At 76.0% G+C, this 12,238-nt stretch carries 8 protein-coding genes; 4 read left to right on the top strand and 4 right to left on the bottom strand.

Annotated elements, in window-relative coordinates; all coding sequences use genetic code 11:
* On the bottom strand, positions 1-1,571 hold a 1,571-nt coding region (locus D1825_RS03130), incomplete at its 3' end, for a DEAD/DEAH box helicase (RefSeq protein ID WP_138067391.1).
* Between the two features lie 407 nt (positions 1,572-1,978).
* On the opposite strand from D1825_RS03130, the gene D1825_RS03125 reads away from it, so the two are divergent.
* The gene (locus D1825_RS03125; protein ID WP_118766020.1) at positions 1,979-2,716 is read left to right on the top strand and encodes a ferritin-like fold-containing protein; all 738 of its coding nucleotides are present in this window, start codon (positions 1,979-1,981) and stop codon (positions 2,714-2,716) included.
* Positions 2,717-2,791: 75 nt separating this feature from the next.
* Here D1825_RS03125 and D1825_RS03120 read toward each other — a convergent pair whose 3' ends face one another.
* Positions 2,792-3,016, bottom strand: a complete 225-nt coding sequence (locus tag D1825_RS03120) for a DUF3107 domain-containing protein (RefSeq protein WP_118766019.1) — start codon at positions 3,014-3,016, stop codon at positions 2,792-2,794.
* 122 nt (positions 3,017-3,138) lie between these two features.
* Entirely contained in the window at positions 3,139-3,759 is a 621-nt protein-coding gene (locus tag D1825_RS03115; RefSeq protein ID WP_233549592.1) for a TetR/AcrR family transcriptional regulator, read from the bottom strand.
* A 200-nt stretch (positions 3,760-3,959) separates the two neighbouring features.
* Between D1825_RS03115 and D1825_RS03110 the strand changes: the two genes are divergently transcribed.
* Genes D1825_RS03110 through D1825_RS03100 form a run of 3 tightly spaced genes read left to right on the top strand, consistent with a single transcriptional unit; the run spans position 3,960 to position 11,441 of the window.
* Positions 3,960-4,733 (top strand): DUF3152 domain-containing protein, encoded by a 774-nt coding sequence (locus D1825_RS03110; protein ID WP_233549591.1) that lies wholly within the window; start codon positions 3,960-3,962, stop codon positions 4,731-4,733.
* A gap of 46 nt (positions 4,734-4,779) precedes the next feature.
* Positions 4,780-7,962, top strand: coding sequence for a UrvD/REP family ATP-dependent DNA helicase (locus D1825_RS03105; protein WP_118766015.1), 3,183 nt, complete (start codon positions 4,780-4,782; stop codon positions 7,960-7,962).
* Positions 7,959-11,441 carry an ATP-dependent DNA helicase gene (locus D1825_RS03100; RefSeq protein ID WP_118766018.1) on the top strand — a complete coding sequence of 1,161 codons (3,483 nt, stop codon included), beginning with the start codon at positions 7,959-7,961 and terminating at the stop codon, positions 11,439-11,441. The genes D1825_RS03105 and D1825_RS03100 overlap by 4 nt, the downstream gene beginning before the upstream one ends.
* Before the next feature lie 18 nt (positions 11,442-11,459).
* On the opposite strand, the gene D1825_RS03095 is transcribed toward D1825_RS03100, so the two are convergent.
* The gene (locus D1825_RS03095; protein WP_118766014.1) at positions 11,460-12,173 is read right to left on the bottom strand and encodes a tyrosine-protein phosphatase; all 714 of its coding nucleotides are present in this window, start codon (positions 12,171-12,173) and stop codon (positions 11,460-11,462) included.
* Positions 12,174-12,238 lie beyond the last annotated feature (65 nt).

Below are 12,238 nucleotides of genomic sequence, written 5' to 3'. Positions count from 1 at the left end.
CGGCGGTTGCGGCTGCGGCGGGCGCCCGTGCGGGCCTCGCCGTCGGCCGAGGGCGTCTGGGCCGCGTCGGAGCGGGGGGCCGGGTTGGACGCCGGCTTCGAGCCCTCGGAGCGCTGCTCACCCGAACCCGAACGACCGCCCGAGCGGCCACGGCCGCCGTCACGGCCACCGTCGCGGCCGCCGGAGTCACGGCCACCCTGGCGCGGGCCGCGGTCGCCGCCGGCGGGACGGGCGCCGCCGCCGCGCTTGCCGGTCTCGCCCAGGTCCTCGAGCTTCTCGGCGCCCAGGCCCCCACGGGTCTGCTGTGCCTTCGGCAGGCGGCCCTTGGTGCCCGTCGGGATGTCGAGGTCCTCGTACAGGTTCGGCGAGCTGGAGTAGGTCTCGACGGGCTCGGGGATGCCGAGGCCGAGCGCCTTGTCGATCAGGCCCCAGCGGGGGATGTCGTCCCAGTCGACGAACGTGACGGCCGTGCCCTTGTTGCCCGCGCGGCCGGTGCGGCCGGTGCGGTGAAGGTAGGTCTTCTCGTCCTCGGGGCACTGGTAGTTGATGACGTGCGTGACGTCCTCGACGTCGATGCCGCGCGCGGCGACGTCGGTCGCGACGAGCACGTCGACCTTGCCGTGGCGGAACGCGCGCAGCGCCTGCTCGCGGGCGCCCTGGCCGAGGTCGCCGTGCAGCGCGCCGGCGGCGAAACCGCGCTCGACGAGGTCGTCGGCCACCTTGGCGGCGGTGCGCTTGGTGCGCGCGAAGACGATGGTCAGGCCGCGGCCGTTGGCCTGCAGGATGCGGGCCACCATCTCGACCTTGTCCAGCGCGTGCGCGCGGTAGACGACCTGCTTGATGTTCTTGACCGTCTGGCGGCCGTCGTCGTCCGGGTCCTGCGCGCGGATGTGCGTCGGCTGCGTCATGTAGCGACGGGCCATCGCGACGACCGCGCCGGGCATCGTGGCCGAGAACAGCATGGTGTGGCGCGAGGCCGGCGTGGCGGCGAGGAGCGTCTCGACGTCGGGCAGGAAGCCCAGGTCGAGCATCTCGTCGGCCTCGTCGAGCACGACCGTCTTGGCGAACGACAGGTCCATGTGACGCTGCTTGAGCAGGTCGATCATGCGACCGGGCGTGCCGACGACGACGTCGACACCGCTGTTCAGCGCGGCGATCTGGGGCTCGTACGCGCGGCCGCCGTAGACCTGCACGACGCGCACCAAGCGGCCGGCCGAGGCGGTGGCGAGGTCGCCGGCCACCTGGACCGCGAGCTCGCGGGTCGGCACGACGACGAGTGCCTGCGGCTTGCCGGGCGCGGGGAGCTGGTCGTAGCCGTCCTCGCCCGGAGCGAGGACGCGGTTGAGCAGCGGGACGCCGAAGCCCAGCGTCTTGCCGGTACCCGTCTTGGCCTGGCCGATGATGTCGTGGCCCGCGAGGGCGACCGGCAGCGTCATGGCCTGGATGGGGAACGGGTGGGTGATGCCTGCGGCGGCGAGCGCCGCGACGATCTCGGGGCGCACGTCGAAGTCGGAGAACGACGCGTCGACGGCCTGGACCGAGGAGTACGTGCTCTTCAGCGGGCGCGACATGGGGGCGGCGAGGGCGGAGGCCTCGGTGGACTCGATCTCAGGATCGATGGTGGTCACGGTCGACTCTTCACTGCGAAGGGTGGCGCGCCGCGCGCTGTCCGGGGCCGACGAAGGCGTCGGGCATCCCGGGCGACAGCGGTCGTCGCCACTCGGGTTGGCCGGCAGCCGATCGTGAAAGTCGTCCCACGAGCTCCTCCGAGCCCTCCGTCGAGGAGGTTCGGGGCTACGCGGGATGGTCGTCAGACCGGAAAACCGAGACGACCGGGCAACCGTTGTACGCGGGCAGTCTATCCGACGGCTCCCTCGGCACCCGGTGACGCCTCGCCGAGGCGCGCGCGACAGCCCGCGCGCAGCCGCACGCCCTGCCCCGATGTCCCCTCACCGACGACGCGACTACGATGCGCCGGATGACGACCACACGGCCCGACGCAGCCCCGCAGCCCTCCGCCGACCGCCCGGCAGGCGCGGCCGAGAGCGCAGACGCCGTGGTGCTGCTCGGACTCGTCGCGCACCTCGAGCACACCGCGTTCGTGCGGCTCGCGAGCGACTCGGCGATCGCGCCGACGATCGAGCAGCGGCTCGCGCTGAGCCGGTTCGCGGCGGCCGCCGTCGAGCGCCGGGACCGCGTGCTCGGCCGCATCGTCGAGCTGGGCGCCGAGCCCGAGGCCGCGCTGCGGCAGTTCGACGACGTGCTGACCGACTTCGACGCGCGCACCGAGCCGAGCACGTGGTGGGAGCGCCTGCTCAAGGCGTACGTCGGCTACGGCGTGGCCGACGACTTCTGCCGCCTGGCCGCCGAGGGTCTCGACGAGCGCTCGCGTGCGCTGGTGCTCGAGGTTCTCGACGAGACCTCGCACGCCGACCTGGCCGTGACCGAGCTCGATGCGGCGGGCGCCGACGACGGCGTGCTGACCTCGCGCCTGGCGCTGTGGGGCCGCCGGCTCGTGGGCGAGGCGCTCGGCGTGGTGCAGGGCCTGCTCACGCAGCGGCCCGCCCTGGGGCGCCTGCTCGCGCGCTCCGACGCGCGTGCGTCCGCCGAGACCGGCACGCCGGCGGCGACGCCCGCCAACGCGCCCGCGAAGGTGTTCGGCGAGCTCACGGCACAGCACACGCGCCGGATGTCGCGCCTCGGGCTGACGCCCTGACCTGCTGACGGACGACGAAGGGGACGGCCCGCGCGGGCCGTCCCCTTCGTGCTGGCCTGTCAGAGGCGTGGTCCCTCAGAGGGTGCCGAAACCCACGCGCCCCTTGGTCTCCGCGCCGATCTCCACGTAGCCGAGCGACGCCGTCGGCACGATCACGTGGCGCCCGCGCGAGTCGACGAGCTCGAGGGCCGGACGACCCGCCAGGGCGGCTGCGACGGCGGCCGCGACCTCCTCGGCCGACTGGTCCGACTCCAGCACGATCTCTCGCGGCAGGTTCTGCACCCCGATCGTGATCTCCACCATGAGCTCCTTGTTCTGGCCGAACGCGCGGCACCTGCCGCTGCTGGTTCGATCCTAGGTCGTCGTCGCGCTCCGTTCGGCTCCGTCCGCGCACGGCGAACGGCCCATGTGCGAGCACGTCGTCAGGGCGCGGTGTACTCGAAGTCGGCGCGGATCAGGCCCTGCACGCCCGCCCACGCGAGCCGGGTGACGAGCTCGGCGGCGTGCTCGTGGCCCTCGTCGTCCGGCTGGCGGTAGCGGTGCGTCGCGGCGCCCTGCGCGAGCGAGATCAGCGCCACGGCGAGGATGTCGCAGTCCTCGGTGGGCAGCCCGGTGACGGGCTCCAGCACGGCGGCGATCCGGCGGGCGGTCTCCGACGAGGCGTGCTCCACCCGGGCGCGCACGTCGGCGTCGTGCGTGACGTCGGACTCGAACAGGAGGGCCGACGACTCGCCCGCGGTCTCGACGAACGTCATGTACGCCCGCACGATGGCGGCCACCACGGCCCGCCCGTCACCCGGGGCGACGGGCCCGTTCTCGACCGGCTGCACGGCTTCCTCGACCGCGGCGAGCAGGTCCGTGCCGCGCTGGTCGACGACCGCGAGGTACAGGTCCAGCTTGGAGGGGAAGTGGCGGTACAGGACCGGCTTGGACACCGCGGCGCGATCGGCGATGTCATCCATCGAGACGTGGTGGAAACCCTCGGACGAGAACAGCTCCTGAGCGATGCGCAGCACCTGCGCGCGCCGCTCGTCCCTGGCCATGCGGGGGCTACGGGGTCGTTGCCCCGGTGCGCTCGCGGCCGCCGTCATGCCGCGATGGTAGCCACGGGATGTGACAGGGATGTCACGATGGCGGGGTGACATCCGTGGGATCCCACGCCTCGGACGCGCCGGGGCTACCCGGTCCGCCCGACCGGAGGCACTCGCGTCCGCGCTCTCGGCGCCGGGTGCTGGGTGCGCCCGTGGTGGTCGTCGTCGCCGGTCTGGTCGCCGGTGCGCTGGCCGCGACCGCGCTGCGCCCGGGGCCGAGCGACGCCGCGCAGGTGGTCGCGTCGACCCCGACCGCCACGGCGTCCTCGTCGGCCGCCACGTCCCCCGCCCCGGACGTCCCCAGCGCGACGCCCGTCCCGACCACTGAGCGCCAGGCCACCCCGACCCTCCCGCCCGGCCTCACGCAGGCCGACGTCGATGCGGGTCTGCTCGGCGCCGACGTCGAGGACTCGGCGTCCGGGGACCTCGTCGTCGTCCCGGGCTCCGACCCGGGCCCTGGCGACGGCACCGTGCACGAGGTCCGCGTCGAGGTCGAGGACGGGCTGCCGGTCGACGGCGAGGCCTTCGCGCGATTCGTCATGGCGACCCTCAACGACCCGCGCGGGTGGGGCGCGGACGGGTCGCTCTCGTTCGCCCGCACGGACGGGTCGGCCGACATCCGCGTCGTGCTGGCCTCGCCGGACACGGTCGACGAGATGTGCGCGCCGCTGCGGACCGCCGGCGAGGTCTCGTGCGGGCGCGCGGGCCACGCGACGATCAACTTCAAGCGGTGGGTGCTCGCGACCGACGAGTTCGACGACCTCACCACGTACCGGCACTACGTCGTCAGCCACGAGGTCGGCCACCTGCTCGGGCACCCGCACCGGTCGTGCCCCAGCGCCGGGCAGCGCGCGCCCGTGATGCAGCAGCAGTCCTACCGGGTGGCTCCGTGCGTCGCGAACGCGTGGCCGAACCCCGACGCGTGACGCGCCGTGGACGTGGGTGTCGGCGGGCTGTGATGGGATCTGCGCCGTGACCGATCCCGCCCTGCGCCTGCTGCGCCCCGCCCTCGCGGGCGCGGCGGAGGTTCCTGCGCTCGACGCGACGCAGGCGGCGGTCGTCGAGCGCGTGGTCGGCGGCACCCGTGCACTCCTGGCCCTCGGCGCACCGGGGACGGGGAAGACAACCGTCGCGCTCGAGTCCGTGGTCGCGGCCGTCGAGGGTGGCGTGGATCCCGAGCGGATCCTCGTGCTCGCGGCGAGCCGGCGCGCGGCGGCGGACCTGCGCGACCGGCTCGCGGCCCGGCTGCGCCGTACCTCCGGGCGCGGGCTGGTCCAGACGCCCGCGGCGGCAGCGTTCGCGATCCTGCGCGCGCGCTCCGGGCTGCTCGGCGAGCCCGCGCCCACGCTCGTCTCCGGCGCCGAGCAGGACCTGCTGCTGAGCGACCTGCTCGCCGGGCACGCCGAGGGCGAGGGCGTGCCGCTGGACTGGCCGCCGCAGGTGCCGACGGACGCGCTGGGCGTGCGCGCGTTCCGCGACGAGCTGCGCGACCTGCTCATGCGCGCCGCCGAGCGCGGCCTGACGCCCGTCGACCTCGACGCGCTGGGCACGCGGCACGGCCGTCCGCAGTGGTCGGCGGCGGCGCGGCTGTACGAGGAGTACCTCGACGTCCTGCAGCTGCGCAGCGGTACGCCGGACCTGGGCGTGCGCTACGACCCCGCGGTCGTGGTCGACGAGGCCGCGCAGGCGCTGCTGGCCTGGGACGACGAGGTGCCGCGCGCCCCGCGGCCCCGCTGGGACCTGGTCGTGGTCGACGACCACCAGGAGAGCACCTCGGCGACGGCCCGCCTGCTGCGCGTGCTCGCCGACGACGGCGCGCGGCTGCTCCTGCTCGCCGACCCCGACCTCGCGGTGCAGACGTTCCGCGGCGCCTCGCCCGCGCTCGTCGGCCGGGCGTCCGCGGTGGGTCACGGCGAGGGAGAGCTCGGGGCCGAGGTCCTGACGCTCGGGCAGGTGTGGCGGCACGGCGACGAGGTGCGCGAGGTGGTCGCCCGGGTCACCGAGCGCGTCGGGACGGTGGGAGCCGTGCGGCACCGGCGCGCCGAGGTCGTCGGCGGTGCCGGGACCGTCCGCGCCGCGGTGCTGCCGAGCGCGGCCCAGGAGGCCGCGTACGTGGCTCGCGCGCTGCGCAGCGCCCACCTCGAGCACGGGGTCGACTGGGCGGACATGGCGGTGGTCGCGCGCTCCGGCACGCAGGTCACGGCGCTGCGCCGGGCGCTCGCGGGCGCGGCGGTGCCCGTGAGCGTGCTGGGCAGCGACGTGCCGCTGCGCGAGGAGCCTGCCGTCCGCCCGCTGCTGGTCGCGATGGCGGTCGCAGTCGGCGTGCTGCCGCTGGACGCCGCGGTGGCCGCGACGCTCGCGTGCTCGCCCCTGGGCGGGCTCGACGCCGTGGCGCTGCGGCGCGTGCGTCGGGCGCTGCGCGCCGAGGAGCTCGCGGGCGGCGGCGGCCGGAGCAGCGACGCGCTGCTCGTCGAGGCGCTCGGCGGCCGGGACCGCGCGGTCACGCTCGCCTCGAGCGTCGCACGCCCCGTGCACCGGCTGGCCGACGTGCTCGCGTCCGGCCGGGAGGCTGCGCAGGAGCCCGGTGCCGACGCGCAGCGCGTGCTGTGGGCGCTGTGGTCCGCCGCGGGCCTGGCCGAGCCGTGGCGCAGGTCGGCGCTCGCCGGTGGGGCAGCCGGTGAGCGCGCCGACCGGGACCTCGACGCCGTGCTCGCGCTGTTCCGGGCCGCCGAGACCTTCGTCGACCGGATGCCGCGTGCGACGCCGGGCGCGTTCGTCGACTGGCTGCAGGGCCAGGACCTGCCGTCGGACAGCATCGCGGCGCGCGCCCGCCGCGCTGACGTCCAGGTGCTCACGCCCGCGGGCGCCGCCGGGCGCGAGTGGCAGGTCGTCGTGGTCGCGGGCGTGCAGGAGGGCACGTGGCCGGACCTGCGGCTGCGCGACTCGATCCTCGGTGCGCAGGGGCTGGTCGACGTGGTGGCGGGCCGCGAGGCGTCGTCGGGCGACGCGGGGGAGCGGGCCGCGCTCGCGCGCGCGGCCGTGCTGTCCGACGAGCTGCGCTCGTTCGCGATGGCCTGCTCGCGGGCGCGCTCGCGGCTCCTGGTGACCGCGGTTGCCGACGCGGACTCCCAGCCGTCGCCGTTCCTCGACCTGGTGCACGAGGTCGACGACGAGGTCGACGACTCCCGCCGCGTCTCGGTCGGGTCGCCCCTGGACCTGCGCGGAGTGGTCGCCCGGCTGCGGGCGAACCTCGAGACCGCCGCGCGCGACGGGTCCGAGCCCGATCCCGACGCCGTCGCGACGCTCGCCCGGCTCGCCGCCGCGGGCATCGACGGTGCCGACCCCGACGACTGGCACGGCCTCGAGGAGCCGTCGACCGACGTCGCGCTCTGGGGTCCCGACGAGCGCGTCCCGGTGTCGCCGTCGCGCATCGAGACCGCCCAGCGCTGCACCCTGCGGTGGGCGCTCGAGGCGGCGGGCGGGACCGCCGCGGACAGCGGGCACCAGACCCTCGGCACGCTCGTGCACGCGATCGCGCAGGAGCACCCGAACGGCTCGTACGACGAGCTGCTCGCGGCCCTCGACAAGCGGTGGGGCGAGCTCGGCCTGGGCTCCGGCTGGCCGGCCCGGGCCACCCGGGCCAAGGCGGAGTCGATGGTCCGGCGGCTCGCGGGCTACCTCGCGGGCGCCGGCGAGGCGCTGCTGGTCGAGGGCGGGTTCGAGCTCCTGACCGACCGCGCGCACGTGCGCGGCACCGCGGACCGGATCGAGTCGGCTGGGGGTGACCAGGTGTGGGTCGTCGACCTCAAGACGGGCTCGAGCCCGCCGTCGAAGGCCAAGGCGCTCGAGAACCCGCAGCTCGCGGCGTACCAGCTCGCGGTCGACGAGGGGGCGTTCGGGGGCCTGCCCGACGGGGCGACGAGCGCCGAGGCGCGGCTGGTGTTCCTGGGCACGGGCGCGGGCGCGACCCTGCGCACCCAGCCCGGACTCGCGCCCGAGGTGGACGGGCCGGGCTGGGCGCGGACGCTCGTGGATGCCGTCGCCGACTCGATGGCGGCCTCGACGTTCGTCGCGACGAGCAACGACCTGTGCGACCGCTGCCCGGTGCGCCGGTCGTGCCCGGTCCGCGGCGAGGGTGCTCAGGTGGTCGCGTGAGCGCGCAGCCGGAGCGGCTCAGCGCCGTGCGCATCGCGGAGCTCACCGACCAGCCCCGCCCGACCGTCGAGCAGGAGCGCATCATCGAGGCGCCGCTGCTGCCCGCGCTGGTCGTCGCCGGAGCGGGCTCGGGCAAGACCGAGACGATGGCCGCGCGCGTCGTGTGGCTGCTCGCCAACGGGCTCGTCGCGCCCGACCAGGTGCTCGGGCTCACGTTCACGCGCAAGGCCGCCGGCGAGCTCGGCGAGCGGGTGCGGCGCCGCGTGCGGCTGCTCGTCCGCTGCGCCGCGGCCGCGGGCGTCGAGCTGCCCGGGCGCGAGGCCATGGGCGTCGGCGGTCTGCTGGACGGCCTGGCCCGGCCGACGATCTCCACGTACAACGCCTATGCCGCGTCGCTGGTCTCCGACCACGCGCTGCGCCTGGGCCTCGACCCGTCCGCGCGGCTGCTCGGAGAGGCGGCCCAGTGGCAGCTGGCGAGCGAGGTCGTCGAGGCGTGGGACGACGACCTCGGCACCGACTCCGCGCTGTCGACCGTGGTCGAGGCGGTGCTGACGCTCTCGGGAGCGCTCGACGAGCACCTGCTCGACCCGGTGGCCGCGCGCTCGGGGATCGAGACGATCGCCGAGGCGCTGCTCGCGACGCCGGCCGGCACGCCGCCGCGCGCGCCGTACGCGGACATCGCCCGACTGCTGGGTTCGCTGAGCGAGCGCGCGCGCCTGCTCGACGTCGTCGCGCGCTACCGCGACCGCAAGCGCGCGGCCGACGCGATCGACTTCGGCGACCAGGTCGCGCTCGCCGCGCGGCTCGCCCGGGACGTCCCCGAGGTGGGCGTCGCGGAGCGCGACCGCTTCCGCGTCGTGCTGCTCGACGAGTACCAGGACACCTCGTACGCGCAGCTCACGCTCCTGTCGGCGCTGTTCGGCGGCGGCCATGCGGTGACGGCGGTCGGCGACCCGCACCAGTCGATCTACGGGTGGCGCGGCGCGAGCGCTGGCGGGCTCGAGGGTTTCCCGACGACCTTCCCGATCGTGTCTCCGGACGGCCGGCGCCCAGCGGACGTGCACCAGCTCTCGACGTCGTGGCGCAACGACGCGGCGGTGCTCGACGCGGCCAACCACGTCGCCGGACCCCTGCGCTCGGCCGCGTCGCTGGTCGAGGTGCCCCTGCTCGCGACCCGGCCGGGTGCCGGCGACGGACGCGTCCTCGCGCACGTCGCCGAGACGATCGAGGACGAGGCCCGCACGGTCGCCGAGTTCGTCGCCGAACGCTGGCGGCCCGTGACACGGGACGGGAAGCGGGTCACGGCCGCCGTGCTGTGCCGCAAGCGCTCGCAGTTCGAGCCGCTGCGGCGGGCGCTGCGCGCTCAGGGCCTGCCCGTCGAGGTCGTCGGGCTCGGGGGCCTGCTCTCGGCGCCCGAGGTGGTCGACCTGCTCGCAGCGCTCCAGGCGGCGCACGACCCGACGCGCGGCGACGCGCTCATGCGCCTGCTCACGGGTGCGCGCACCCGGTTGGGGGCCGCGGACCTGCACGCGCTCGGGGCGTGGTCCGCCGAGCTCGCGGGCCGGCACGGCGGCCGCGCGCGGGAGGCGGGCGTCGAGGCGGACTCGGTCGACGAGCGCAGCATCGTCGACGCGCTCGACGACCTGCCCCGGCCCGGGTGGCGCAGCGCGTCGGGACGCTCGCTCAGCGACACCGGCCGGTCGCGCCTGACGGACCTGGCCGGCCTGCTGCGGACCCTGCGTGCGCACGCCTACCTCGCCGTGCCCGAGCTCGTGGCCGAGGCGGAGCGGGTCCTCGGCCTCGACATCGAGGTCGCGGCCCGCGCCGGGGTCTCGCCGGGCACCGCCCGTGCGCAGCTCGATGCGTTCCGCGACGTGGCCATCGAATTCGCCCGGACCTCGGACCACCCGACGCTCGGCGGCTTCCTCGCCTGGCTCGAGGCAGCTGACGCGCGCGAGAACGGGCTCGAGATGCCCGTCACCGAGCCGAACCCCGACGCGGTGCAGATCATCACGATCCACGCCGCCAAGGGGTTGGAGTGGGACGTCGTCGCGGTGGCGGGCCTGGTCGACGGCGGGCTGCCCGCGACGGCGACGCAGGGCAAGGACGGCCCGAAGGACTCGGCGTGGCTCGTCGGGCTCGGCAACCTGCCGTACCCGCTGCGCGGCGACCGTGCGCACCTGCCCGCATTCGCCTACGAGGGCGCCGCCGACCCGAAAGACCTCGAGGAGCGGCGCCGGCGGTTCGTCCTCGACGCGGGTGACCACGAGGTCGCCGAGGAGCGGCGCCTCGCGTACGTGGCGCTGACCCGCGCCCGGACGGACCTGTTGCTCACGGCCGCGTGGTGGGGCGACGGGACCCGCGCGCGCCGCGTCTCGACGTTCCTCACCGAGCTGGCCGAGGCGGGCCTCGTCGAGACGGCGACGTGGGCGGGTGCTCCCGAGGAGGCGGCCCAGAACCCGCGCGCCGGGGTCGTCGTCACCGCGACCTGGCCCGCGGACCCGTTCGCGACCGAGGACGGCTCCGCCGGACGGCGGCCGGCGCTCGAGCGGGCGGCGCAGTGGGTGCGGGACGCGCGGGCGGCGGATGCTCACGTGTCTGTGCCGGACGTGCCTGACGAGCCCGCGCACCCCTGGGCCGCGCTCGCGGACCGGCTGCTGGCCGAGCGCTCCCGAGCACGGGCGACGACGCGCGACGTCGAGCTGCCGTCGCACCTGTCCGCGTCCGCCCTCGTCCGGCTCGGCGCCGACCCCGACGAGTTCTCCCGCGCGCTGCGCCGACCGATCCCGCAGGAGCCGTCGGCGCAGGCGCGCCTCGGCACCCGGTTCCACGCGTGGGTCGAGGGGTACTTCGGCTCGGCGGCCCTGGTCGACGTCGACGCGCTGCCCGGGGCCGACGACGTGCGCGACGAGCTCGACACCTCGGCTCCCGGCCTGGACGGCGACATCGACGTGCTCCGGCGTGCGTTCCTCGCGGGCGAGTGGGCCGACCGGGTGCCGGTCGCGATCGAGGTGGACGTCGAGACCAGCGTCGACGGCTACGTGCTCCGCTCGCGCATCGACGCGGTCTTCGCCGACCCGCGCCCTGGTGATCGCGGGTCGGATCCGATCGGGTCGTCGAACCGGGGCGCTGCGGACGGGCCGCGCGTGGTCGTCGTCGACTGGAAGACCGGCGCACCCCCGACCGACCCGCAGGTCCGCGCCGCCCGCGAGATCCAGCTCGCCGTGTACCGACTGGCCTGGTCGCGCTGGACGGGCCTGCCGCTCGAGGCCGTCAGCGCGGCGTTCAGCTACGTCGGCGCAGGCGTCACCGTCTACCCCGACCGGCTGCTCGGCGAGGCGGAGATCGTGGCGCTGCTGCGCACGGCGACCGACGCGACGGGGCCGGCCGACGCCCCCTCGAACCCGCGCCGGGTGAACGGCAACCCGCGGTCGCCAGGCCGCGGTCAGGAGTCGGCACGGGACCGCTCGGGACGGTGACGCGCGGGCAGGTGCCCGTCAGTCCAGCAGCCGGGCGCTCACCGCATCGGCCTCGGCCGCCAGCCCCTGGGCCTCGAGGAACCGGCGGGTGTCGGTGCCGGCCAGGAACGCGCGCAGGTGCCGCTCGGACTCGGCGGCGTGCGCGGCGTGCGCCTCGTCGTCCCGCGCCCGCTCGTGCCAGTCGGGCGTGGCTCGCGCGTGCGAGTGCATCGCGTCGACGCTCGCGAGGTAGTCCTCGACGATGACGTCGACCGGCGTCCCCACGAGCTGGAGCAGCAGCGCCGTCATGAGCCCGGTGCGGTCGCGCCCGGCGGAGCAGTGCACGACGACGCCGCCGTCCGGCGCGTGCGCGATGGCGGCGAAGACCGCTGCCACCCGGTCGGGCCACAGCTCGAGGTTGGTGGGGTAGTACGCGGGCGAGTCGAGGCGTTCGCCCCAGGTCTCGAGGAATCCGGGGTGCGCGTGGTCCTCGATGGGCACGTGCCGCCGCCCGATCGCGGGGGGCCGCAGGGTCTGCCCCACCTCGTCGTCGTTGCGCAGGTCGACCAGGGTCCGCACCCCGCTCGCCTGCACCGCGGCCCACCCGGCCTCGTCGAGGTCGTCGAGCCTCGGGGTCCGGAAGATGCGGCCCGGCACGGTCGTACCGGACGCGGCGGGCAGGCCGCCGAGGTCGCGCGCGTTCACCAGCGCGCCCCAGTGGACCGTGCGGCTCGCGGGGGACGGCACGATCACGCGAGCGACGGCTCGGCCTCCGGCTCGGCCATCGCGCGCGTGTGCGCGTCCAGGTCCTCGAGCAT

The organism is Cellulomonas rhizosphaerae (assembly GCF_003470205.1).
GTDB lineage: Bacteria > Actinomycetota > Actinomycetes > Actinomycetales > Cellulomonadaceae > Cellulomonas > Cellulomonas rhizosphaerae.
The sequence above is the reverse complement of the archived record's forward strand: the minus strand, read 5'-3'. Positions and strand labels throughout refer to the sequence as shown.